18 protein-coding genes and 2 pseudogenes are annotated in these 25,401 nt (G+C 38.1%); 17 read left to right on the plus strand and 3 right to left on the minus strand.

Annotated elements, in window-relative coordinates; all coding sequences use genetic code 11:
• The first annotated feature begins 103 nt into the window (after positions 1-103).
• Positions 104-1,309, plus strand: coding sequence for an FAD-binding oxidoreductase (locus MUW56_RS16550; RefSeq protein WP_292014220.1), 1,206 nt, complete (start codon positions 104-106; stop codon positions 1,307-1,309).
• Between the two features lie 202 nt (positions 1,310-1,511).
• Here MUW56_RS16550 and MUW56_RS16555 read toward each other — a convergent pair whose 3' ends face one another.
• Both MUW56_RS16555 and MUW56_RS16560 read right to left on the minus strand, forming a co-directional pair.
• Complete coding sequence (locus tag MUW56_RS16555; protein ID WP_292014221.1) at positions 1,512-3,113, minus strand: DUF4139 domain-containing protein; 1,602 nt, start codon at positions 3,111-3,113, stop codon at positions 1,512-1,514.
• Between the two features lie 155 nt (positions 3,114-3,268).
• Positions 3,269-3,943 (minus strand): SIMPL domain-containing protein, encoded by a 675-nt coding sequence (locus tag MUW56_RS16560; protein ID WP_292014222.1) that lies wholly within the window; start codon positions 3,941-3,943, stop codon positions 3,269-3,271.
• A gap of 149 nt (positions 3,944-4,092) precedes the next feature.
• On the opposite strand from MUW56_RS16560, the gene MUW56_RS16565 reads away from it, so the two are divergent.
• From MUW56_RS16565 to MUW56_RS16585, 5 genes are all read left to right on the plus strand, one after another.
• A complete protein-coding gene (locus MUW56_RS16565; protein ID WP_292014223.1) occupies positions 4,093-5,877 on the plus strand; it encodes a histidine kinase in 1,785 nt (594 codons plus the stop codon).
• Positions 5,878-5,955: 78 nt separating this feature from the next.
• A complete protein-coding gene (locus tag MUW56_RS16570) occupies positions 5,956-6,651 on the plus strand; it encodes a DUF4386 domain-containing protein (RefSeq protein WP_292014224.1) in 696 nt (231 codons plus the stop codon).
• A gap of 13 nt (positions 6,652-6,664) precedes the next feature.
• Positions 6,665-7,063 carry a DUF6326 family protein gene (locus MUW56_RS16575; RefSeq protein WP_292014225.1) on the plus strand — a complete coding sequence of 133 codons (399 nt, stop codon included), beginning with the start codon at positions 6,665-6,667 and terminating at the stop codon, positions 7,061-7,063.
• A 96-nt stretch (positions 7,064-7,159) separates the two neighbouring features.
• Complete coding sequence (locus MUW56_RS16580; protein WP_292014226.1) at positions 7,160-7,894, plus strand: LytTR family DNA-binding domain-containing protein; 735 nt, start codon at positions 7,160-7,162, stop codon at positions 7,892-7,894.
• A gap of 73 nt (positions 7,895-7,967) precedes the next feature.
• A complete protein-coding gene (locus MUW56_RS16585; RefSeq protein ID WP_292014227.1) occupies positions 7,968-8,510 on the plus strand; it encodes a lipocalin family protein in 543 nt (180 codons plus the stop codon).
• 76 nt (positions 8,511-8,586) lie between these two features.
• On the opposite strand, the gene MUW56_RS16590 is transcribed toward MUW56_RS16585, so the two are convergent.
• Complete coding sequence (locus MUW56_RS16590; RefSeq protein WP_292014228.1) at positions 8,587-9,063, minus strand: hypothetical protein; 477 nt, start codon at positions 9,061-9,063, stop codon at positions 8,587-8,589.
• Positions 9,064-9,175: 112 nt separating this feature from the next.
• Between MUW56_RS16590 and MUW56_RS16595 the strand changes: the two are divergent.
• The 11 genes and pseudogenes from MUW56_RS16595 to MUW56_RS16645 all read left to right on the plus strand — a co-directional run bounded on the left by MUW56_RS16595 (position 9,176) and on the right by MUW56_RS16645 (position 25,319).
• Positions 9,176-10,425: pseudogene (locus tag MUW56_RS16595) on the plus strand (CinA family nicotinamide mononucleotide deamidase-related protein).
• An 87-nt stretch (positions 10,426-10,512) separates the two neighbouring features.
• Positions 10,513-13,911, plus strand: coding sequence for a glycosyltransferase (locus MUW56_RS16600; protein ID WP_292014229.1), 3,399 nt, complete (start codon positions 10,513-10,515; stop codon positions 13,909-13,911).
• Positions 13,912-13,988: 77 nt separating this feature from the next.
• The gene (locus MUW56_RS16605) at positions 13,989-16,043 is read left to right on the plus strand and encodes a M13 family metallopeptidase (RefSeq protein WP_292014230.1); all 2,055 of its coding nucleotides are present in this window, start codon (positions 13,989-13,991) and stop codon (positions 16,041-16,043) included.
• Positions 16,044-16,374: 331 nt separating this feature from the next.
• Positions 16,375-18,468 carry a M13 family metallopeptidase gene (locus tag MUW56_RS16610; protein WP_292014231.1) on the plus strand — a complete coding sequence of 698 codons (2,094 nt, stop codon included), beginning with the start codon at positions 16,375-16,377 and terminating at the stop codon, positions 18,466-18,468.
• A gap of 271 nt (positions 18,469-18,739) precedes the next feature.
• Positions 18,740-19,186, plus strand: a complete 447-nt coding sequence (locus MUW56_RS16615; protein ID WP_292014232.1) for a type VI secretion system contractile sheath small subunit — start codon at positions 18,740-18,742, stop codon at positions 19,184-19,186.
• 21 nt (positions 19,187-19,207) lie between these two features.
• Positions 19,208-20,569: a DUF5458 family protein gene (locus MUW56_RS16620; protein WP_292014233.1), complete on the plus strand. Its 1,362-nt coding sequence runs from the start codon at positions 19,208-19,210 to the stop codon at positions 20,567-20,569.
• Between the two features lie 216 nt (positions 20,570-20,785).
• A complete protein-coding gene (locus MUW56_RS16625; protein WP_292014234.1) occupies positions 20,786-21,103 on the plus strand; it encodes a hypothetical protein in 318 nt (105 codons plus the stop codon).
• Between the two features lie 81 nt (positions 21,104-21,184).
• Entirely contained in the window at positions 21,185-22,219 is a 1,035-nt protein-coding gene (gene mutY, locus MUW56_RS16630) for an A/G-specific adenine glycosylase (protein ID WP_292014235.1), read from the plus strand.
• 44 nt (positions 22,220-22,263) lie between these two features.
• Positions 22,264-22,821 (plus strand): gliding motility lipoprotein GldD, encoded by a 558-nt coding sequence (gene gldD / locus MUW56_RS16635; RefSeq protein WP_292014236.1) that lies wholly within the window; start codon positions 22,264-22,266, stop codon positions 22,819-22,821.
• Between the two features lie 28 nt (positions 22,822-22,849).
• Positions 22,850-23,864, plus strand: a pseudogene (locus MUW56_RS16640) (PfkB family carbohydrate kinase).
• 87 nt (positions 23,865-23,951) lie between these two features.
• On the plus strand, positions 23,952-25,319 hold the full coding sequence (locus MUW56_RS16645; protein WP_292014237.1) for a peptidylprolyl isomerase: 1,368 nt from the start codon (positions 23,952-23,954) through the stop codon (positions 25,317-25,319).
• Positions 25,320-25,401 lie beyond the last annotated feature (82 nt).

Below are 25,401 nucleotides of genomic sequence, written 5' to 3' on the forward strand. Positions count from 1 at the left end.
TTGGTGGTTTGATTTTAAGTGGAACTACAATAATTAAACCATAAGTTATTAATGAGTTGTTAAAATTGGTTTAGATATTGTTATTTTAATGTAAAATATTAATATGGATTTAAAATCAAATGAACCTTTCTGGCTTTTAAAAAACGGATTAATAGCCTCTTATCCTTCTCTGAAATCAGATGAAGAATGTGAGGTCCTGATTATCGGGGGAGGAATTACCGGAAGCCTTATTGCCCATCAGATGGTAGATGAAGGCTATAGTACCATTCTCATGGATAAACGGGAACTCTGTAACGGAAGTACCTCAGCGACCACTTCCATGCTGCAGTATGAAATAGATGTTCCTCTTTTTGAATTAATAGAAAAAATAGGAGAAAAAGGAGCAGTATTAAGCTATAGAGCATGCTCTGATGCTATTGACACCATCGGCAGCCTTTCAAAACTGATCCGGTCTGATGCCGGATTCAAAAGAAAAGAATCATTGTATTTTGCTTCCAAAAAGAAAGATGTTGAGTGGCTGAAAAAAGAGTATGACGCCAGAAAAAATGCAGGTTTTGAAGTAAAATGGTTATCTGCAGATCAGGTGCTGGAACAATTTGGGTTTGAAAATACGCATGGGGGAATATTATCAGGACAGGGTGCCAGTATAGATGCCTTTCGCTTTGCTCATGAGCTGTGTAAGCATAATGTAAAAAAAGGATTAAAAATTTTTGATAAAACCGAGATGGTAAAGGTAGATTACCATAAAGGATTTAATCTGGCCACCGTTGAGAACGGATATACCATCAAGGCTAAAAAAATAATCTACTGCATTGGGTACGAAAGCAAAAGCCTGTTGAACGAAAATTTCGTTGATTTGAAAAGTACATATGCTGTGGTGTCAGAAATCAATACGGATAAATTTAAGAATATCAGCCATACCCTGGTCTGGAATACCAATGATCCTTATATGTATATGAGGACTACCGATGACGGAAGGCTTCTGATAGGAGGCGGAGATGAAGATTTCTATGATGCTGAAAAGCGGGATGCACTCCTCGGCAAAAAAGAAGAGGAAATCTTAAAAACTTTACAGAAAATAAAACCCGGTTATCATTTCTATCCGGACTTTGTCTGGGCAGGAACCTTTGGAGAAACAAAAGACGGGCTTCCCTATATCGGAGAACATCCGAAATTCAAAAACTCCTATTTTGTATTGGGATTTGGAGGGAACGGGATTACCTTTTCGGTAACAGGGATGGAAATGGCTTCTCTGTATATGAAAAATAAAAAACATCCGCTGTCCAGGTATTTTAAATTTGGCAGATAACTTTTTTTTAAACCGCAAAGCCACAAAAATTGTTATTAAACACCTCAGTAAGATTGAGGTAATGCTGTTGAATAATTCATATAAGGAGAGCATTAAAGATTTTCAAAAACTTAAAATTATTCATGTAAAGACTTTTGTGGCTTTTAGGGTTTGTTTTTTTTAAAATGATGGCATTGATAACCCCGGCTACCGGTTATAAAAATTATCTGCTGTAATATTGGACCTGCATATCTTTCGGATATTTCACTTCATAGGAGAAACTGATCTTTTCAGAACCTCCGGAACTGATGTTCTTGTTCCAAAGGATACTTCCTGTTTTTTCATCGAGGATTCCGCCGCCTGTTTCCGCTGCCTTCACTGAAATTTTTGAATTCTCACTGATCGGAAGCTGGTCAAGAACTTCCAGTTCAATGCTTTCTTTTGTATTGTTTCGGATGCTGATCTGATAAGATTCAGTTTCCCATTTATTGGTATTCATTGCTTTTTGGGAGGTTTTATCTTCCAGTTTGATTCTCTTTACGGTAATTCTTTCATCCACACCAAGGGAAATCGGGAACTCATCTTTCACATAATGGCTGGTAATGGTTGTTTTTCCAATGTAGTTATCTTCAAAATAAATATTGGCTTCTCCTGTAATGAGGTTAAGGTTCTGCCAGTTTTTTACAAAAGCCATCAGGAAAACCTGGTTGTTAAGCTTTGGAACCGTATGGTATTTGTAAGCCGCCTCAATTTGTTTTTTATCAAGAATGACATACTGTTCTTTTTCCTGGCTTAGGATGGTTTGATTGTAATTGAGTTCATAGATGACATTCATCTGGCGGCCGGAAACAGAAGCCACCGGAACCTGATATGGTTTTGATTCCGCTACTTCCCGCATCTGATAAGCATTTACTGCTGCCGTTTCTTTTTTCAATTGAAAACCTGAAGTTTCTATCTGTGGGTTGTAAGCGCTATATTCAGCAATATAAAGAGGAGACAGTATAGGCCTGTCCTGGTTGTAGGAAGGTCGGTAAGTGGAAACAAAAAGTTTTACATTTTTCCAGTCCTGACCGGTTTTCTGATAGATTTTTCCTTTATACACCATTTCAAGAGGTTTCTTTACAGATTCTGCCCTTACATCATAGGAAGGGACCCAGCCGGCATCAGAAACAATATAACTGATTCCAAGGTTCAGACTGGTATCATTATCCGCAAGAATTTCAAGCACAAGTTCTTTCCTGTTGGTGTTTTTATGGGTTTGCTCTTCCGCAGCCTGCTTGTTCAGCCTGACCATGCTTTCGTCCAGGATATTTTTTTGCTCATCCAGCAAAAAGATCTGATTGTCAATTTCCAGCATTCTTTTTCGGTAAAATTCCGTGAGTCTGATGAGCTGTTCCTGAGGCGTTGACTTATCATTGGTGGATATTTTTAAATTACCATTGATGATATTCTGTTCGCCGGTGAGGTTCTTGATCTGGATATTCAGAAGATTAACCTGCCTCTGAAGCTTTTTTCTTTCGTCCTCGAGTTTCTTTTCACCGTCAGATAATACGTCGTTCTTCAAAAAATTACTTTCAGGAGTGATCGAAAGAAGTGTTGTGTTTTTCTCAAGATTGATTTTGTATGTATTTTCATCCAGGTTGTCCGGAAGGTTGATGATTCTCACCCTATTTCTTCCTTTCTGGAGATTTACATTCGTATTTCCAAAGACTTTTGCCCCCTGAAGAAATACAGTAGCCTGCTTTACCTCAATTTCTTTTTTGATTTCCTGTGCTTTTATAAAAGCAGCACAAAATGTGGCTAATAGTAAAAAATAACGTTTCATCGTTTATTATTTTGAATTTATAGAGTAAAATTATCCCTATTTAAGACTGAAAACCGGAAGACTTGGTGAAGGAGCAGTCTGGCTTGGTAAACCTCAGCCGGGTATCAATAAAAAACAGTCCCTTGGGAGGACTGTCTTTTTTACATCTGTCATTTTTAAAGGATTTCGTATCTCGTTTTGATGCTGTATCTTAGTTTGATGTTTTCTATATTATCAAAAGAATAATCTGCTGAAGCATCGGCCATTTCCATTTGTACACTATTCATCCTGCTTTTATAGGCCACGGGAAGTACCGTATCACTGGTATAATCTTCTATTTCTACAATTTCAATAGCATTTCCGGTCTTTTTACCCATACTTTCCAATAGGTAATCTGCTTTTTCCTTAGCGGCTTTTAAAGCATTGATCTTGACTGTTTTTCTGAAATCTGCGATCTTTGTATTCTTTACTTCTGCAATATTCAGGCTGCTGACCCATTTTTGATTCAGGTCTTCAAAAATCTTGCTGATATTTGATGTTGTAGAAGCCTTAAACTGATAACTTTTAGTAAACTTGGTGGTTTTAGAGTATATATTCTGATACATCGATTTGAATTTAATGTCCTCATTTTTTACTCCTGCATTTTTTAAGGTTTCAAACAGTTTCTTTTCATTGTCTGCTAATTCGTTTTTATGATCTGCCTTTATTCCGATACTGAAAATGATTTCATCCGGTACTACTTCCATTTCGGCAACTCCCGTTACTTCAATGGCATTTTTCTTTATTTCCTGAGCATTGATAAAACTTCCAAGAGATAAAATTCCGATTAATAAAAAATGTTTCAATTTCATAATTTCCTGTTTTTAATTTTAATTATAATTTTAAATTCTGAAGTAAAATTAGTCAGATCTGAAAATGAAAACGGGGAGACTTGGTGAAGCGGAACTTTCACTTGGTGAATAGTTTTTGAACAGACTTTATATATGTATATCTTTGTTTTATGAAAACACTTAGGCTTTTTATCCTCTTTTTATTCATGACCTTTGGGAGTGGAATGTATTCTCAGGTCAATACTAAAGCTGTGGAGGAAGTTCAGGTAGCCACTAGGAAACTGAAAAAAGCTATAGATACCAAAAATGAATCTGCACAGGCTGACTCCTATTACAATATCGGGGAAACATTCTTCAATGACGGAAACTTTCCGAAAAGTGAAGAGTACTACACAAAAGCCAAAAAGATCTACGAAAAGCTTAATGACAAGCCGAATATTGAGAAAACTACCCGGAGATTAGCCCAGTCGCAGGAAAAACAGAATAAAATAACTCCTGCCATCAGCAATTACAGTATGGCGGCGCAGCTGGGATACAGCGAAAAAAGCAGAACCGTCAATTCCAATGATGTGGCAAGGCTTTCTTCCCCTACACCGGAACAAAAGGTGGAAGCCATTCAGAACAATATCAACATAAGCAAAAAGGAAAACGAACAGGCCGGTGTTGCAGAGGGCTACAGCCAGCTGGCAGATGTCAATATACAGCAGAATGATGTATTTAAAGCTGAAGAAAATCTGAATAATGCTTATAAAATATCGAAAAAAGAAGCGCCACAGCAGGCGTTGGAAATTAATCAGAAGTTAGCGAACCTCTATGTTGAGAACAAAAACTTTGAAAAAGCTATTGAAGCCAAAAAGAAAGTCCTCAGAGAAGATTTTGTAAAAGAAAATTCACAGGAGAAAGTCAATCAGATTCAGGAGCTTGCCGATATTTATATTAAGAAAAATGATCCGGATGAAGCGGTAACCCTGTTGAAAAATGCTTATGGGATTGCATTGGATAAAGGACATACGCTGGAAGCTCAGAAAAGTGTCAAAAAGTTGGACAGTCTTTATACTATATCAGGAAATAGAGATGCCTCCGTTCAGCTGTACCGTGATTTTTTAGGAAAATTACCCGACCTTGTTTCTAAGGACAGAAGCTTGGTAGACAATAAGATCCTTGAAGATACGGAACAGAGAATTTCCCAGCTGGAAAAGGAAAAAGAACTGAAAGATGAGCTGATCCGGAAGAAAAATGTTTTCAATTATGGATTGATCGGGGTTTTAATTCTATTAAGCGGTCTTGTTATTTTTATCTTCAGAACCTTAAAAAGAGTTCAGATCAAGAATAAAAGAATTGCCCTTCAATCCCTGAGACGGGAGATGAACCCTCACTTTATTTTCAACAGTTTGAACAGTGTCAATCACTTTATAGCCACCAGCAATGAGCTGGAAGCCAATCAGTATCTTACCAGATTCTCCAAACTGATGCGCGGTGTGATGGAAAATTCTGCAGAAGACTTTATCCCGTTTCAACAAGAGCTCGATCTTCTTCAGAATTATCTTGCGCTCGAAAAAACGCGTTTTGCAAATAAATTTGATTACGAAGTCGAGGTAGATGAAAGCCTGAACTTGCAAAGCCAGCAGGTTCCGGGAATGCTTATACAGCCGTTTCTGGAAAATGCAATCTGGCACGGATTGCGGTATAGAGATGAAAAAGGATTCTTAAAACTGAGTTTTGAAAAGGATGTCCAGTATTTAAAGATCACCATTGAAGATAACGGAATCGGAATTGAAGAAAGTAAAAAACAGAAAACCCAGCACCAGAAGGCAAGAGAAGGGCGGGGAATGAAAAATACACTGGAAAGAATCCAGCTGCTGAATGACCTGTATAAAAAAGACATTACCTGTACTGTGAAAGACAAAGAAAATAATGGCGGAGTAATCGTTATGATAAAGATGAACCTGATTTAATAGGCAGGCCAATATTTTTTATATGTAATTGTAACAAACTGAAAATGAAATCGTCTTATTAGGTTAAAAGCTAAACAGATGACCTTTGAAAATAAGACAGCAAGATGGGCAGGATTTATTTATCTGATCGTCATAATAACGGGATTTTTTAGTTTAATGTATGTTCCGTCCCAATTGATAGACTTGAAGAATCCTGCATTGACCTTTCAAAATATCTCTTCTTCTAAGTATCTTTTCAGTCTGAGTATTGCAGGCAGTATGCTGTGTTATATTTCCTTTACACTGCTTCCTCTGGTATTATATAAATTACTGAAAGGCGTCAATGCCTCTTATGCCAAACTGATGGTTATTCTTGCTCTTATAAGCGTTCCTATTTCCTTTGTCAATCTTCAAAATAAGCTTTCTGTACTGACCATTATTGAGACTGCTGATTACTTAAAAATATATAAGATAGAAGAGCTTCAGGCCCAGATGATGCTTTTATTGAGTCATTATAATAAAGGAATTTTAATGGTTCAGATCTTTTGGGGGCTTTGGCTTTACCCTTTTGGCTATTTGGTATATAAATCTAGCTTTTTGCCCAAAATTCTGGGAGTTTTCTTAATGCTGGGGTGTTTTGGGTATATACTCAATGTTTTTGGAAAAACTCTAATCCCTCATTTTTCAGATTATGCATTATCAGGCTATATAACACTGCCCGCTTCAATAGGGGAGATGGGTATCTGTTTGTGGATGTTGGTTCTGGGAGTGAAAAATAGAAATACTAACCATTAATATCAGATTGCCGATGAACAATTCCACAAAATTTGAGGATATTCCGGTAAACATAAAGGTCATCCTTGCAGGGCTTTGGACTTCAGTTACACTATGTTATTTGTATGGAGATTACTTTGAACTCTATACTTCGGGGAAAACACGCGGTCTCGTGGAAGGAAGCAGCCTGCTAAATTCTCCTTTAAAATTATGTATTGCTTCTATAATTCTGGCAATTCCTGCAGCAATGGTATTCCTTTCCCTTATTGTAAAGCCTGCGGTCAACAGGATTTTGAATATTATTTTTGGAGTTTTTTTTACTGTGGTAATGCTGCTTATTGGAATAATCTCCTATTCAGATTGGTATTCGTTTTATGTTTTTCTGGCAGCTGTAGAATGTATCATAACGATATTGATTGTATGGTATGCCTGAAAATGGAAGAAAATATAAAGAATTGGGTCATTACTGTATTTATTGGAAGATTAGCATAAATATTGCTAATTTGTAACCCACAATTAATATCTGCCAATGAAAATAAAAGCCGTAATCGTAGACGATGAAGTCATCGCAAGAGAAGTACTGAGAAACTATCTCACCAAATACTGCCCTCAGGTGGAAATTCTGGGAGAGGCAGAAAATATAAAGGAAGCAGTGCCTCTGATTACGGAAAACCAGCCCCAGCTGGTATTTCTGGATGTGGAAATGCCTTTCGGTAATGCCTTTGATGTATTGGAAGCTACCAAGGAGTTTCCCTATGAGACCATCTTCATTACGGCATTTTCACAATATTCTTTACAGGCTTTAAATAAATCGGCAAGTTATTATATTTTAAAACCGATTGATATCCAGGAATTGATCCTTGCTGTAAATAAAGTCGCTGAAAGTCTGGAGAAAAAGGAAGAACTCAACAGAAATAAAATCCTGCTGGAAAATTTAAAATTAAAACCTGAAAAGCAGCAGCTTATCCTTCCCACTTTGCAGGGGTTCGATGTAGTGAAGACAGAAGATATCCTCAGGCTTCAGGCCGATGGCAACTTTACCCAGGTTTACCTTACCGATGGTTCAAAGAAAATGGTCTGCCGGTTTTTAAAACATTTTGACGATTTGCTGGAAAATCCTTTTGTAAGGGTTCACCGTTCCCATATTATCAATTCAGCCTTCGTAAAATCTTATCATAAAAGCGGAACCGTAATGCTTTCTGATGATACGGAAATAGAGGTTTCCGGCAGTTTTAAAGATAACTTTCTGAAAGTTTTTTCGTAGAATTGTCCTTCTTTAATAGCCCAAAGGCACTATTTTTGAAGCTTTCATCAGAACCACACAAAATAATTCTGCTATGAAAACACTTCATAAAATTATACTTCCCGTCTCGCTGGGAGCACTGGGACTTCTTATTTTTAATTCATGTTCGGTAGGAATCCCTAAAGGAGCTACGGCAGTGAATAATTTTGATGTTAAAAAGTACCTCGGAAGATGGTATGAAATCGCCCGTTTTGATTATCGGTTTGAGAAAAATATGGATAATGTGACTGCCGAATATTCAGAAAACCCGGATGGAACCATCAAAGTAGACAACAAAGGGTATCATTACGTGAAAAAAGAATGGAAAGAATCGGTAGGAGAAGCCAGGTTTGTGAAAGATAAAACAGAGGCCAGGCTGAAAGTGGCATTTTTCAAACCCTTCTGGGCAAGCTATAATGTGATTGATATTGATAAAGACTACCAGTATGCATTGGTGGCCGGAAGCAGTTTAAAATATCTTTGGATCTTATCCCGGACGACCACTATTCCTGAAAGTATCCGACAGCGATTTATTGAAAAAGCAAAGAAAATAGGCTATCAGACAGACGAGCTGATCTGGGTGAAGCATAATCAGTAAGATAAACAGAGAAGGCTGATAAGTGAATTTTACAAGTCACTCCTCAGCCTTCTTCACCTTTTTTGTCCTTTTACTTTTAGCCTCCGGAATACTCTTTCCATTCCTCAAAGCGATGGTCAATGACCTGTTTCATCAAATCATAGTTTTCATAAGTATCTTCAATGTGATAGAATGTTTCATATTCATAATCATTTTCTTCAGCCTTGGCATCAAAAAGATTGACATAGTCATCCGCAAATGAGCTGAATATATTCCCAAAGTCGGTATCATCTGCATAATAATCTTTTGCAAATCTGTTTCCCAGATCATTAAGGTCATATTCGGAAAATTTTCCGTCACAAGATTCCATGATAAATTCCGCTCCGGTAATTTCTCTTCGTTTTAACTTGTCAATTTCTTCTTCACTCTCTTCCTTCAGTTCATCAGAAATTAAATCATGGTGAACACACCAGTTCAGGAACATTCCTGTATGCGTTGCTCCGTTTTTTTCAGGAAGTCCTTCGGGGAAATCTCCGCCACAATGCCAAGAGGCGTCATCATATGTAGACGTCATTGTAATGATCTTTTTAAATAATTGCCGTCAAAAATAGAAAAAATCATTTTATGTTGCTGCAACCACAGATTTTTCCGTCATTTGCAGGAGAATTTTTTCAACCAATTGATCTATGGAAAAAGCTGTTTTGATTACGATCGGTGACGAAATCCTTTCTGGAAATACAATAGACACCAATTCTAATTTTATTGCGTCCGAACTTAAAAATATAGGCATAAAAGTCTCTCAGATATTTACGATTTCAGACGAAATAGAAACCATTAAAAATACATTGAGTACTGCCTTTCAAGAAGGAGACTTAATTATTACTACAGGCGGCCTGGGACCTACCCGCGATGATAAAACCAAAAAAGCACTGGCAGAATTTTTCAATGATGAAATTGCTTTGGATGAGGTGACATTCAATCACCTGAAAGGATATATGGAAAGAAGGGGACGCCTGGATATTCTTGAAAGAAATAGAGAACAGGCTTTTGTTCCTACCAAATCCCTTGTTTTTCAAAATCATTACGGAACAGCACCATGCATGATGATGGAGCTGGATGGAAAACTGTGCTACAGCCTTCCGGGAGTTCCTTATGAGGTAAAACCGCTTATCAAAGACCAGATTATTCCTTATTTACAGGAAAAATTCAGTCTTAAGTATATCCATACCCGGATTGTTTCCGTAGTCGGGATTCCTGAAAGTATTCTCGCAGATACTATTGAAGACTGGGAGCTTGCCCTTCCTGAAAATATAACGTTATCATACCTTCCGGTTGGAACACGGGTAAAGCTGAGACTGACGGCTTCCGGAGATAACGAAGGTGCCTTGCAACAACAGACAGAAAGCGAAATCCAAAAACTGCTTCCGCTGGTAGGAGATCATGTGATTGCAACGTCTGAAGATAAGATCGAAAATATCCTGGCAGAAATGCTTACCGAAAGAAACTTGACTATTTCTACTGCAGAAAGCTGTACCGGAGGTGAACTGGCAAAAATGATCACTTCGGTTTCAGGAAGTTCAAAATATTTTCTTGGAGGTATGGTAGCCTATGCTTCAGAGAAAAAGTGAAGATTCTTAATGTTTCCCAGGAAACCATTGATCAATTCACTGTGGTAAGCGAAGAGGTAGCCCGGGAAATGGCGGAAGGTTGTCAAAAACTGTTTGAAACCCATATTTCCCTTTCTACAACAGGGGTTGCCGGTCCGGGAAAAGGAGAAGACGGTAAAGATATAGGAACCGTTTACTATACGATCAGGATTAATGATCAAGAAGTAACCTCCAAATTATACATGCCGCATCTGGAAAGAGCAGACTTTATGAATTTCGTTTCACAAAAGGTGATCCAGGATCTTGTAAGCCTTCTTATAAGCAGTTAGATACATATCTGTTTTTTAATTTTTTTTTAATTAATTTTAGTATAGTTTTTCACACTTTTTGAGCGCCATTCAATAAATTTCAAAATTGTGGAAAATTCCAAACAGATTTTTCAGACCAGCAGCAAGAAACGCTGGAAAAGCGTACAATGGGGAAGCCGTGTTTTTATTTTTATTGCGGCACTCCTTCTTCTTGCTTTAGGTCTGATGATGACCCTGGACAGAAGTCCTAAAATACCTTTTAAAGAAGATTATAAGGCTGTTATCACTGCGAATAGGCCTTATCTTCAGGAAAATAAAATTTCTAAAGAATATAAAGGGTTCAGAAGCTTTATTTCTGAAAAAACAATCCATACCAATCTTGCCAAAATTGAAAAGGCACGAGCAGAGAGATTCAAAAATCAGAACAGAAACTGGGCCCAGTTTCCGGGAGGGATCCGCTCAGCTTTTTATGTTGCCTGGGATCCGCAGTCTTTGATGTCTTTAAAACGAAATATCAGACACGTCAACCTTGTTTTTCCGGAATGGTTCTTCCTTGATCCCAATACCGGGGATCTGAAAACCAATATTGACCCGGAAGGATACAAAATGATCAGAAGAACAGGAGTGGCTGCCATGCCTATTCTGAGTAATAATTTTGACCGGGAATTCCGTTCTGAGGGATTGGGAAAAGTCCTTAATGATCCGCAGAAAAGAACACATCTTATCCAAAGAATTACCCAGCAGTGCTTAAAATATCATTTCAAAGGAATCAATATTGACTTTGAAGATATGAACCTTAATTCTGATGAAAACCTGATTGCGTTTATGAAAGAGCTTTCAGAAACGTTCAAGCAGAACAGGTTGCTGGTAACCATGGATATCATGACAGATAATGATGACTATAATATCCGGAAATTAGATCCTTTTGTAGATTATTTTGTGCTGATGGCTTACGATGAATATTCAGCAGGCGGTGATGCAGGTCCTGTTTCTTCACAGAAATGGATCGAGGAGCAGACAGGAAAAATCATGAAAAAGACTTCTCCCCAAAAAATTATTTTGGGCTTGGGAGCTTATGGATATGACTGGAGTTCCAATCCGGATGACAATACTTCCATTACCTATATGCAGGCCATTACAAAAGCCAGCGCCAGTAAAGCGGTGATTGATTTTAATGACAATACCTTCAATCTGAACTATTCCTATACCGATTCTAAAAATAATACCCATACCGTATTCTTCAATGATGCTGCCTCTGTTTTCAACACCATGCGCTTTTCATCCGAATATCCATTGGCAGGCACTGCACTTTGGAGATTGGGAAGTGAAGACAGCAGGATCTGGAATTTTTATGATAAAGATCTTACGTTTGCCGGACTTTCCAAGCTTCATTTAAAAAGTCTTGAAAATGTAAAAGGGCAGACCATGGTCGACTATATCGGAGACGGAGAGGTACTGGATGTACTGAATACCCCGCATGATGGTAAAATAGCATTGGAAATTGATCCGAAAGAGAAAATCATTACCGATGAAAATTATGTTACCTATCCAAGTTCTTATGAAGTGAAAAAATATGGAAGCGCTCCTCAGAAAGAACTGGTGCTGACCTTTGATGACGGACCTGATGAAACCTATACTCCGCAGGTACTGGATATTCTTTCCAAGTATCATGTTCCGGCTGCTTTCTTTTTGGTAGGATTAAATGCTGAGAAGAATCTTCCCCTGGTTAAAAGAATTTATCGGGAAGGACATGAAATCGGCAACCATACCTTTACGCATGAAAATATAGCTAAAGTAAGTCCTGAAAGAGCTTTATTGGAGCTGAAACTAACAAGATTACTGATAGAATGTGTGACGGGACACAGTACCATCCTGTTCAGAGCACCTTACAATGCAGACTCCGAGCCTACCACCCCAGAGGAGATCATCCCTGTAGCCTTGGCAAGACAGCAGAATTATCTGGACATCGGAGAAAATATAGATCCTGAAGACTGGCAGCCAGGAATAAAAGCTGATGAAATTGTAAAACGTGTATTGGCCGGGATCAAACAGCAGAGAGGCAATATTATCCTGCTTCATGATGCAGGCGGAGAGACAAGAGAAGAAACGGTGAAAGCATTGAAAATCTTAATCCCGACACTGCAAAAGCAAGGGTATCATTTTACCAACCTTACCAACCTGCTGCATAAAAGCAGAAGTGAGCTGATGCCGGAAATCCCTAAAACAAGATCATATTATGTGATGCAGCTCAATCTGGTGCTGGCTACCGTTATCTACGGAATAAGTCATTTTTTGGTTGCATTGTTTACCATCTTTATTGTGTTGGGTTTGATCAGACTTATACTGATGGCTTATTGGGCCTTTAAAGAAAAAAGAAAAGAAAAACAACTGGGGGAATTTCCTATCCTGGAATCATATCCGAACGTGTCTGTTATTGTTCCGGCTTATAATGAAGAAGTAAATATTGTTTCTTCCTTACATAACCTTTTGAAACAGACTTATCCGAATTTTAATATCATTATGGTAGATGACGGAAGTAAAGATTCCACTTATGAAAAGGCGAAAGAAGCATTTCCTGATCATCCGAAGCTGAAAATTTTCACCAAAGCGAATGGTGGAAAAGCTACAGCCCTGAACTTTGGAATCTCACAGACCGATGCTGAATATGTGGTTTGTATTGATGCTGATACCAAGCTGCAGCAGGATGCTGTTAAATATATGATCGCGAGATTTTTAAATTCAGATCCTGAAGAAAAAATAGCAGCAGTGGCAGGAAATGTGAAAGTAGGAAATACGGTGAACTGGCTTACCAAATGGCAGTCTATAGAATATGCGACCAGTCAGAATTTTGACAGACTTGCTTACGCTCATATCAATGCCATTACGGTAATTCCCGGTGCTATCGGGGCGTTCAGAAAATCAGCGATCATAGAGGCGGGAGGATATTCATCGGATACTTTGGCTGAAGACTGCGATATTACAGTGAAGATTTTAAGAGCAGGCTATACGGTGGCCAATGAAAACAGAGCGGTTGCTGTGACGGAAGCCCCTGAAACGGTGAAACAGTTTTTAAAACAGCGCTTCCGCTGGACGTATGGAATTATGCAGATGTTCTGGAAACAGAAGCAAACCTTCCTTAATCCTAAATATAAAGGCTTGGGACTTTGGGCGATGCCGAATATTCTGCTGTTCCAGTACATTATCCCATTCTTTTCACCACTGGCAGACCTGATCATGTTTTTTGGGATTTTATCAGGAAACGGAAGCAAAATATTTACGTATTATCTGATCTTCCTTTTGGTAGATGCTTCCTTATCTTTAGTAGCATTCATCATGCAGCGTGAAAGATTAACCAGTCTGATGTATATTATTCCACAAAGATTCGGGTATAGATGGCTGATGTATATTGTATTGTTTAAAAGCTTAAGAAAGGCTCTGAAAGGGGAAATGCAGTCCTGGGGATTCCTGAAAAGAACAGGAAATGTAAAAGAGATCGCCACTTCTTAATATTTATTTAAATTTGTTTTTTATAAAAAGTAACAAATAGTAAATAAATCATACATATTGTATAAATTGTTATCATAATGAAAAAACTAACGCTTTCTTTGTTTTTATTAGCGGGGATATGTTCACAAAATACACTGAACGCTCAGGCTAAAATCACTACAGCAGTAAACAACGCAGATAAAGGCTTGGATCTTAGCCTTATGGATACTTCTGTGCGTCCACAGGATGATTTTTATAACTATGTGAGTGGAACTTGGATGAAAACTGCCAAAATTCCGTCTGATAAGCCAACTTGGGGAAGCTTCAATAAACTTGCTGAAGATACGGATAACAACTCTATGACGATCCTGAACTCGCTTTTGAAGGATAAATTCGCCGATGGAAGTGAAGGTAAAAAAATCCAGGACCTGTATGCGTCTTATATGAACATGCAGAAGAGAAATGCTGATGGGATCAAGCCTATCCAGGAGAATCTGAATAAAATTGATGCGATCAAAAATTTAGCTGATCTTCAGAATTATATGATTGCTGTAACCAAAGAAGGAGAAAATAATTTCTACGGATGGGGGGTATATGCAGATTTAAAAGATTCTAAAATGAATGCTGTTTACTTAGGGGAAGCCTCTCTTGGTTTAGGAAGAGATTATTACCAGAAAGTAAATGAAAAAAATACTGAAGCTATTGCTGAATATCAGAAATATGTAGCTTCCATGTTAAAGGAATTAGGTTACAAAAATGCTGATGAAGCGGCAAAAGGGATCGTTAATTACGAAAAAAGTATTGCGAAGACCTATTTGACAAATGAGCAGAGCCGTGATAATACCCTTCAGTACAATCCTCAGACGATGGCCCAGCTTTCAGCTTTGGTAAAAGGAGTTGATATTCCTGCATACCTTAAAAAAGTAGGGGTGAATACGGACAGAGTTATTATTGGGGAACTGGGATATTACAAAGAATTCGATAAATTAGTGAATGCTCAGAATCTTCCTGTGATTAAGGATTATCTTAAATTTCACATGATCAATGGAAGTGCTTCTTACTTAAGCGAAAAGTTAGGAGACATGAAATTTGATTTCTTTGGAAAATATTTAAGAGGTCAGCAGGAGCAGAGAGCACTGAATAAGAGAGGATTTGAAGTGATCAACAGAAATCTGGGAGAAGCTTTCGGAAAATTATATGTTGAAAAATATTTCCCTGCAGAAGCTAAGGCCCAAATGGTGGAACTGATCGATTATTTAAAGAAAAGTTTTGCTGTTCATATCAATAATCTGGCCTGGATGTCTGCTACTACCAAGGAAAAAGCAATGCAGAAACTGAATAAATTCACTGTAAAAGTTGCTTATCCCGATAAATGGAAAGATTATTCAAAATTAGAAATCATTCCTGAAGCGAAAGGAGGAACATTATATAAAAACCTTCAGAATATTGCAGAATGGCAGTACAATAAAGATCTGGCTAAAATCGGTAAACCCGTGGATAAAACAGAATGGGGAATGACTCCACAAACTGTGAATGCTTACTATAACCCGGTAAACAACGAAATCGTATTCCCTGCCGCAATCCTTCAGCCGCCATTCTTCAACCCTAAAGCTGATGCAGCGGTGAACTTCGGAGGAATCGGTGCTGTGATCGGCCACGAAATGAGCCACGGATTCGATGATTCAGGAGCACAGTTTGATGCAGACGGTAACCTGGTAGACTGGTGGACACCTGAAGATAAAGCAAATTTTGAAAAGGCGACCAAAGCTCTTGCTTCTCAATATGACAAATATGAGCCCGTAAAAGGAACTTTTGTAAACGGAACTTTTACAAACGGTGAGAATATCGCTGACCTTGGAGGAGTAAACATCGCTTACGATGCCCTTCAGATGTATTTAAAAGATAAAGGAAATCCAGGAAAAATCAGCGGATTTACCCAGGATCAGAGATTCTTCCTAAGCTGGGCAACAGTTTGGAGAACTTTATCCAGTGAGAAATACATGATCAACCAGGTGAAGACAGATCCGCATTCTCCGGGTTACTTCAGAAGCTTCGCCCCGCTGATCAACGTTGATTCATTCTACAAAGCATTCGACGTGAAAAAAGGAGATAAATTATTTAAAGCTCCGGAAGACAGAATCAAAATCTGGTAATATACAACATATACAAACCGCTCAGAAATGGGCGGTTTTTGTTTTTTAAGAGATCTGTAGTAGGAATCAGGTAACAATCTATAAGAAACGGCTTCCATCATTCCCTCCACCGGAGAGATGGCAAACCGAAGATTTGACGGGTGGTTTATATCCTCAAAACATTTCTTACTCAAACAGAAATCCAAATCCTGGTCAGTACCCCAAAACATTAAACTATGAGCTGTAAATCCTCATTTCATCACTATTCTCATCATTTACCAATTATCCTTTATCAATTATCATTAAAGTTTGTATATTTGATACGTTTGTGTAAAATCAAAAATTATCTTTAATGAAAAAGCTGAATATTGGAATACTTGCCCTTTCGGGTATTGTATTTCTAAACTCGTGTGGTACGGCAAAAACTGCAGAGACAGAGACAAAAACAGAAGCTGCTGCAGCTGTTGAAAAGCCGGTGAAAGAAGTGAAAGAGGAAGGGATCAATTTATCTTATATGGATACGGGTGTCCGTCCGCAGGATGACTTTTTTAGCTATGTGAACGGGAATTGGGTAAAGAATACTCAAATTCCTTCCGATAAAGCGAATTGGGGATCTTTCAATGCTTTGAGAGAAAATGTGGATGATGCTTCGCTCGATATATTAAACAAGATTTTATCTGAAAAATATGCCGAAGGATCTGAAGGACAAAAAATTCAGAACCTGTATGCTTCTTTTATGGATACCAATAAAAGAAATGCAGAAGGTTTGGCTCCTATCAAAGGAGATCTGGCAAAAATTGATGCTATTAAAAGCCTGAATGACCTTCAGAAATACCTTTTGGAAGCAACAAAATTAGGAGATAACTCTTTCTATGGCTGGAGAGTGAGCGCAGATATGAAGAATTCCAAAATGAATGCGGTATATCTTGGCGGTCCTGATCTTGGTTTGGGAAGGGATTATTACCAGAAGGTCAATGAAGCCAATACCAAAACGCTGGCGGAATACCAGGGATATGTTGGAAAACTATTTGGTGTTTTAGGATATAAAAATGCTGATCAGGCAGGGAAAAATGTTGTTGATTTTGAGAAACAGCTTGCTAATTATTTATTAACCCTTGAGCAGAACAGAGATGCGAACCTTAGGTATAATCCTAAAAATGTATCTGAACTGTCCGGCCTTGTTAAAAATATTGATCTTGCCAAGTATTTGAAAGACGCTGGCGTCAATACAGACAGAGTGATTGTGGGTGAACTGAAATATTACCAGAATATGGATCAGTTCCTGACTCAGAAAAACCTTCCGCTATTAAAAGATTACCTGAAGTATCACCTGATTAACGGTAATGCAAGCAACCTGGATGATAATCTGGAGCAGATCAGATTTGATTTCTATTCAAAATATTTGCAGGGACAGAAAGAACAGCGTCCGATGAACAAAAGAGGTCTGACTCTTGTCAACGGTGTGCTGGGGGAAGCTTTTGGAAAACTGTATGTTGAAAAATATTTTACTCCGGAAGCAAAACAGCAGATGGAAACTTATATTGACTACCTTTTAAAATCATTCAAATCACATATTGCGAATATAGACTGGATGTCTCCTGAAACAAAAGTAAAAGCCCAGGAAAAATTATCTAAGTTTACCGTAAAGATTGCTTATCCCGACCAATGGAAAGATTATTCTAAATTAAAAGTGGACTCTCCAACACAGGGCGCTACCTTATATTCCAATTTAAAGAATGTATCCGCTTGGCAGTATCAGAAAAGTTTGGATAAAGTAGGAAAACCTGTTGATAAAACAGAGTGGGGAATGTCTCCGCAAACCGTGAATGCGTACTACAGCGGTTCAAATAACGAAATTGTTTTCCCGGCAGCGATCCTTCAGCCTCCTTTCTATAACCCTAAGGCAGATGCAGCCGTGAACTTCGGAGGTATCGGAGCGGTGATCGGGCATGAGATCTCTCACGGATTTGATGACAGCGGTTCCCGTTTTGATGGCGATGGAAACCTTAATAACTGGTGGACAGATACAGACCGTAAAAACTTTGATGCAAAAGTGGGACAGTTAGCCGCTCAATACAGTGCTTATGAACCGGTAAAAGGAAGTTTTGTAAACGGTAAATTTACAAGTGGAGAAAATATCGGGGACCTGGGCGGGGTAGCCGTTGCCTATGATGCGCTTCAGATGTATCTGAAAGATAAAGGAAATCCAGGGAAAATCAGCGGATTTACTCAGGATCAGAGATTCTTTATGAGCTGGGCAACCGTTTGGAGAACAAAAGCTACAGACCAGTACATGATCAATCAGGTAAAAACAGATCCGCATTCTCCGGGAATATACAGGGCATTTGGCCCGTTGGTGAATCAGGATTCTTTCATTAAAGCATTTGACATCAAACCAGGGGATAAAATGTATAAAGCTCCTGAGGACAGAATAAAAATTTGGTAACAATAACCAATAATTGTTAGAAAATAAAAACGCATCATTTTTTGATGCGTTTTTGTTTTATTTTTCATAGCTTAGTGATATCGTAAGGCAGTGATTATATGTTAAATAATTCTTGATAATTTTAAATAATTCAAGAAAAATCTTGACAAAATTTTGTATGTTACAGTTTTTTTTTAAATTTAAACATTGGATTGGTAATTTATTTGATTCGTCTGTAAATTACTCAAAAACAGGTCCAAATCAAAATAGTAAATCTCAAAATAATAATAATATGGCAATGTTTAATTATGGTGTTGGCGGAAACGAGGTAAAAGTAGACGCTAATGAAGCTATTCAGGAAATACAGGAAAATAAATCACTGATAGTAAGCCAGCTTACAACAGATGAAGCTTATACCCCTGAAATTGTAACAGGATTAAAAACAGTGGAAGACGTCTTCAAACATTTCCAACCTTCTGTATCTGTACAGCATGAAACAGAAGACGGCAGTGTAGTGGAAGAAGAATTCCGCTTTCAAAATCTTGCAGATTTTACTCCCAAAAACCTTACTCAGAAATCAGACTATCTGCAGCAGCTGAGCATGGAACAGGAGCAGTACAACAAAATTGTACGCCAGCTGAAAACAAATAAAATTCTACGCAATATGCTGGAGAACGATCAGACAAGAGCGGCGTTCATAGAGGTATTGAAAGATGTGGCACAAGAACTTGAAAAATAATTAAAGACTTTACATTAAATCATGGATAGCAAATTACAGGCGCAGGAAAGCCAACAACAGGGACAACAGCAGCACTCGGGACAGCCGAAAGGGAACCCGCTTGCTGAGCTCAATAAAATGGGAGGTTTTGGCTTTGTTGAATCCGTTGTAGACGGTATCGCCAATATGAACCCTACAAGAAAGGCAAGAAAGGAAATTTTCCTTAATGATAGCAATAAAGCAGACGAAAGAAAAGAACTCCTTCAGAAGATCAACCTTTGGGTAAGCCTTTTAGAAGGAAATGAATCTGCCGATAAAATGGCGGAAACGTGCAAAAGTAAAGCACAGCAGGCCGATCAGAATTTAAAAACCAACTTAAAAAATACACTTGATGCAGTACGTATGTTGGAAACCAACTATAGAACTGTAGCTCAATTCTATAAAAATACGGAACTGGACAAAGTGGATAACGTAAGTATCGTTAATGCAAGCATCGAACAGGTTTCTGACCTGGATAATCCTTTATTCATCGATGCAATTTCTGAAGAATTTAAGAATTACTATGACCGTTTAGACCTTAGAGACAACTATTCTATCCTTGCCATACCAGGATATTTAGGCTCAAACAAGGTCATTGAGAAATGGGCAAAAATATGTAACGAGAATAAAGTAATGATGGTTACAGACTTTGCCAACCTTGACAAGCCGGATGATGTGGTAGACTTATTCCACTCGGCAAACCTTACAGGAGGTGAACTTCACAGAAGTAATGTGATCATGACCTGTAACTGGCTGGTAGGACGTGGGAAAGCAGAAGAAGTAGGAGAAGAGGAAAATGTAGAACTTCCACCTTCCACTTCATTAGCTGGAAAAATCCATAAAACGCTGATGTCTCAGGTCGCTGCAGGTAAAAAACATGGTAATATCAACGAGGTAGATGCCGTAAAATTCGAATTGAAGAAAAGTGAAATTTCTCAGTTGGAAAAAATGGGTCTTGTCCCGATGGTGAATGAATATGGAAAAATCATGGCATTCTCTGCGAAAACATTGTTTACAGGAGACAATATCGGTCTTCAGACCTATTCGGTAGTTCGGGTATTCGACTATGTAACGAAAGTATTGTTAGACTTCCTGAACAGAAGAGCTTTTGAAAACTGGAATGCTAAGAATGAGGATGATTTGAGAAGACAGATCGTAACGTTCTTAGACAATATCAAAGGACCGGATAAGCTGATCGAAAAATTCAAGATCGTTCGTTTTGAACAGGACAGAGTGAATAAAGACAGAGTATGGCTTGATATCCGTATGACTCCATATTTTCCTACAAAAAGTTTCGTTATTAAATTAGACGGACACAAAGGAGATGATGGTAACGAATGGGATGCAGAATACACTCAGGAATAATAAAAACTTATTTTTATACAATAAAACCGATGCAATTTTTTTACATCGGTTTTTTTCTACCACACCTATGAATAGCAAGATGAATAAAAAAATGATCATTGGCCTGCCGGTCCTGCTGATAACATTTCTGGTAAGCTGTGAAAAAAATACCAGAGTCCGGGGCATTATGAGAACGATCTTTTTGCAGATGAGCGTCAGGAAGGAAAAGCTTATATTATGAACGAGGATGAATGTTTCGATGGCAGTGAACTCGTGATCGCCAGCTCAAACGTTAAGCTTGTGGACAGCTCAAAAGGACGGGGTAAACCGTTCTTTATCTATAAAGTGCGATCAGGAAAAGTGCTGAAAACCGTGAGGGATTCTACGATAGAATATCCAATGCAGTTTTTATCGCAGCAAAGGTTGAAGCTGAAAAACGATTCCATGTATGTTTACCTGAAGAACCTTCAGGGATACCGCTTTATTGCCAAGGACAGGAAACTTAAATACCAATGGCTAAAAGCAGCACCGGTATACTCTGTAAAGAAAAAATAAATAAACCTATCTTTGCAGCTTCGGAATAATGCTCATAGATGAAGGATATAGCTCTTCAGTGATTTAAATAAATTAAGGTTTTTGGAAAAAAATAATGCAGCGTCAGATTTTCTTCATGTAGGAAACAGGCTTTTGGTGTGGTATAAAAATAATGCAAGAGATCTGCCTTTCAGACAGACAAAGGACCCTTATAAAATCTGGATCTGTGAAATTGTATTTCAGCAGACCCGGATCAATCAGGGATTGGATCACTACAATAAATTTATCAAAAGATTTCCCGATGTGAAAACTTTGGCTGAAGCTGAAGAGAATGAAGTATTGCTATACTGGAAGGGATTGGGTTATTATTCCAGAGCGATCAATATTCATAAAGCGGCCAGGCAGATTATGAGCGATTACGGAGGAGTATTTCCCGCTGAGTATGAAGAGATCTTACAATTGAAAGGAGTAGGGAAATATACTGCAGCTGCTGTTTCAAGTATCTGTTTTGGAGGGAAAATACCTGCTGTCGATGGAAACTTTTATCGTGTATTAAGCCGCTTTTTTGCGGATGATTTTGATATTTCCGGTTCAAAAGCTTTTACTTATTTCTCTGAGCTGGCTGCTTTGATCATGCCGGAAAATGTAGGTGATTTTAACCAGGCGATGATGGATCTTGGTTCTGAGATCTGTAAACCGAAAAATCCTCTATGTGGAGAATGTCCTGTAAATGAGGACTGCCTGGCATTTTCTCTGCAGAAAACAGCTGATTTCCCTGTAAAAACCAAGAAAGTAAAGGCTGAAGACCTTGCTTTGACCTATTATTTTGTTCACAGAAACGGCCAGTTTCTGATCCGTCAGAGAAAAGATGATTTTATCTGGAAAAAATTATTTGAGTTTCCTTCTTCTATTCCTGCAGCAATGGAATCATTGATTACCGGTTCAAAAACCATTGCCCATAAGCTGACCCACAAGAATTTAAGTATTGAAATATTTAACGTGCAGGTGAGTTCTGAGAAAATATGGAATGCATTGATCACTGAAAATCAATACCTCATCACGGATGTTGAGGGTTCTCATGAAAAATCCTTTCCCAAACCTTTGGAAAATTACATTCAAAACGCACTGAAAGACTGAAATTTGTCTTCTGAAATCTGAAATCTAATTTGTACTTTTGCAAAATGATTAAAAAAGTCATTTTTATTTTTGTATCACTGCTTTTAATTTCATGTGGAAAAGACCCGGCTCCGAAACCTTACGGAGAATTGCGTCTGGAATACCCAACCCCGAAATATCAAAAGTTTGAAAACAATTGTGCCTATACTTTTGAGTATTCGGATTTCGCTTCTATGGCGCCGGCCAAGAAACCATGCTGGTATTATCTGAACTACCCCAAGATGAAAGCCAAGGTTTTTATCACCTATTACCCGATACAGAATGACTTTGCCGAGCATATCAAGGAAGCTGAAAAAATGGTTTATGAGCATACCATCAAAGCCAGTGCAATAGATACCAAGTCTTTTGAGTATCCGGAGAAAAAAGTATACGGAAACTTCTATGAACTGAAAGGGCAGAGCGCTTCCAATCTTCAATTTTACATTACAGACAGTACGAAACATTTCGTGACTGCTTATCTATACTTTAATTCAAGACCGAAACCGGACTCTTTGGCTCCTGCGGTGAACTATATCAAAAATGATATGAAACACCTGCTGGATTCTTTTGAATGGAAAAAATAAATTACTTTTAATATACATTGAAAAATATATGAAACTTTTAGTTGTAGGAAGTGTTGCATTTGATGCAATCGAAACACCATTTGGTAAAACGGATAAAATTTTAGGTGGTGCAGCCACTTATGTAGCTACTCCCCTATTCTCCGATTCACTTATTAGTGGCTTATTAATCCTTTGTATTGCTTTTAAGATTTGGCTTCTTTTATTAAAATGTTATTGGGATCACTTCATCTATTTTAGGCGTTAAATCGGGTATCGTTTCCGTTGTAGGAGGAGATTTTCCACAGGAGCATCTTGATATGTTCACAGACAGAGAAGTAAACATCGAAGGAATTGAGATCGTAAAAGAAGGAAAAACATTCTTCTGGTCAGGAAAATACCATAACGACTTAAATACCAGAGATACTTTAGCTACAGAAGTGAATGTGCTTGAGAATTTTGACCCGAAAATTCCTGATTCAATGCAGGATGCAGAAATTTTATTACTTGGAAACCTACACCCGGGTGTTCAGCTTTCAGTACTTGAAAAGATGAACAAGCGCCCTAAGCTTGTCATCCTTGATACGATGAATTTCTGGATGGACAGCGCATGGGATATTCTGATGGATATGATTGCTAAAACAGACGTCATCACCATCAATGATGAAGAGGCCAGACAGCTTTCCGGAGAGTATTCTTTGGTAAAGGCTGCTAAAAAGATCCACACCATGGGTCCGGAGTACGTGATCATCAAAAAAGGAGAGCATGGTGCATTACTTTTCCACGATAACAAAGTATTCGCTATCCCGGCACTTCCGTTGGAAGACGTTTTCGATCCAACCGGGGCTGGAGACACTTTTGCAGGAGGTTTTGCCGCTTACCTTGCGAAAAAAGGAAAATTGGATTTTGAAACGATGAAGTCTGCCCTGATTGTAGGTTCTGCAATGGCTTCATTTACAGTAGAAAAATTCGGAACTGAAAGAATTCAGGAAGTAGAAGAAAGTGATATGTTCAGCAGATTGAGACAATTCAAAGAATTAACGACATTTGATATTGAACTGCAGTAAATAAGTCTTTTTAAGAAATATTTATAATAAAAAATTGAGTAAAATTCGTTAAGAATTCTAAATTTGCAACTTGTTTAAAATAGTAAAATGACAAATAAACTAAAAATCACTTTTCTCCTTGGGATTTTCATGATGATATTCTCTTCAAATATGATGAATGCCCAGTTAAAACAAGGAGATTTAGTGGATGGTATTGCTGCTGTTATCGGGGATGAGATTGTGTTGGAATCTGATGTAACTGAACAGATGAATTATGGAAAGCAGCAGGGAGCTTCTAATACTGATAAATGTGAGTTCCTTGAAAACCTGATCAGCAATAAGCTTCTTGTATACGAGGCAAAAAAAGATACCCTGATCGAAAACCGTTCTGCTGCCATTAAAGAACAGGCTAATGCAAAATACCGTCAGTTGCTTTCTCAATTTCCGGATGAAAAAACAATGCTTGCCTCTTATAAGTTCAGAAATGCTTATGAAATGAAAAACGCTATCGAAAAGATAGATACAGACCAATACTACGGGCAGGCAAAATACCAGAGAGTTACAGAAAAAGCTGACGTCACTCCCAATGAGGTGACTGACTTTTATAACCTATATAAAATGCAGTTGCCACAGGTAAAAGATGAAGTAACTCTGGCTCAGATCATGATTTATCCTACCTTGACGGAGGCTCATAAGCAGGATCTGATCAATAGATTAAAAAAGATTAAGCAGGATATCCTGGGTGGTGAAAGCTTTGAAAGCCAGGCCAGAATTTATTCTGAAGATGAAGGTTCCGCTGCGAACGGAGGACTGTATAAGAATATCAGTAAAGGACAGATGGTGAAACCATTTGAAGCTGCAGCATTAAACCTGCAGGATAATGAGATCTCTGATCCTGTTGAATCTGAATTTGGATACCATATCATCCAGTTGCTGAAGAAATCCGGTAAAGTATATGATGCGAGACACATCCTTCTGAAAGCGACGCCTACAGACGAGGAAATCAAAACGGCAAAAGCAAAATTAGACAGCATCAGAGGCCTGGTAATGGAAGGGAAGATGACATTCAAAGATGCGGCCTTTAAGTTTTCAGATGATAAAAGAACCAAATTTAATGCAGGGGTAATTCCTGGAGCAGACGGTTCTGATAAAATTGAAAGAGAAAGTATCCCTGGAACCATCAGCTATGAATTGGCAGGATTGAATAAAGGGGATATCACAACTGCTTTTGAAGATGATGAAAACCGAAGAAAAGTTATTAAGATCATTAAATTGGAAGACGTTATTCCTGCACACCAGATTACTCTGGAGACAGACTTTAGCAGAATCAAACAAATGGCACTTAATAAGAAAAAGAACGAAATGGTTGAAAAGTTTGTGAATACAAAACTGCCAACGATCTTCATCTCCATCAACGGACGTTACGACAGCTGCAATTTTAAATCCAACTGGAAAAAAGATTCCACTAAAAAATAAAACGAAGACCTTCAGAATTTCTGAAGGTCTTTTTTTATGCTGAAAATGTCAGTGGATATTTCCTGTAGAACCTTTGTTTTTA

Origin of the sequence: Chryseobacterium sp. (assembly GCF_022869225.1) — a bacterium.
Classification (GTDB): Bacteria; Bacteroidota; Bacteroidia; order Flavobacteriales; family Weeksellaceae; genus Chryseobacterium.

Coding starts and splice junctions, on each gene's coding strand:
- MUW56_RS16550 (WP_292014220.1), top strand. CDS start 104: ATGGATTTAAAATCAAATGAACCTTTCTGGCTTTTAAAAAACGGATTA.
- MUW56_RS16555 (WP_292014221.1), bottom strand. CDS start 3,113: ATGAAACGTTATTTTTTACTATTAGCCACATTTTGTGCTGCTTTTATA.
- MUW56_RS16560 (WP_292014222.1), bottom strand. CDS start 3,943: ATGAAATTGAAACATTTTTTATTAATCGGAATTTTATCTCTTGGAAGT.
- MUW56_RS16565 (WP_292014223.1), top strand. CDS start 4,093: ATGAAAACACTTAGGCTTTTTATCCTCTTTTTATTCATGACCTTTGGG.
- MUW56_RS16570 (WP_292014224.1), top strand. CDS start 5,956: ATGACCTTTGAAAATAAGACAGCAAGATGGGCAGGATTTATTTATCTG.
- MUW56_RS16575 (WP_292014225.1), top strand. CDS start 6,665: ATGAACAATTCCACAAAATTTGAGGATATTCCGGTAAACATAAAGGTC.
- MUW56_RS16580 (WP_292014226.1), top strand. CDS start 7,160: ATGAAAATAAAAGCCGTAATCGTAGACGATGAAGTCATCGCAAGAGAA.
- MUW56_RS16585 (WP_292014227.1), top strand. CDS start 7,968: ATGAAAACACTTCATAAAATTATACTTCCCGTCTCGCTGGGAGCACTG.
- MUW56_RS16590 (WP_292014228.1), bottom strand. CDS start 9,063: ATGACGTCTACATATGATGACGCCTCTTGGCATTGTGGCGGAGATTTC.
- MUW56_RS16605 (WP_292014230.1), top strand. CDS start 13,989: ATGAAAAAACTAACGCTTTCTTTGTTTTTATTAGCGGGGATATGTTCA.
- MUW56_RS16610 (WP_292014231.1), top strand. CDS start 16,375: ATGAAAAAGCTGAATATTGGAATACTTGCCCTTTCGGGTATTGTATTT.
- MUW56_RS16615 (WP_292014232.1), top strand. CDS start 18,740: ATGGCAATGTTTAATTATGGTGTTGGCGGAAACGAGGTAAAAGTAGAC.
- MUW56_RS16620 (WP_292014233.1), top strand. CDS start 19,208: ATGGATAGCAAATTACAGGCGCAGGAAAGCCAACAACAGGGACAACAG.
- MUW56_RS16625 (WP_292014234.1), top strand. CDS start 20,786: ATGAACGAGGATGAATGTTTCGATGGCAGTGAACTCGTGATCGCCAGC.
- gldD (WP_292014236.1), top strand. CDS start 22,264: ATGATTAAAAAAGTCATTTTTATTTTTGTATCACTGCTTTTAATTTCA.
- MUW56_RS16645 (WP_292014237.1), top strand. CDS start 23,952: ATGACAAATAAACTAAAAATCACTTTTCTCCTTGGGATTTTCATGATG.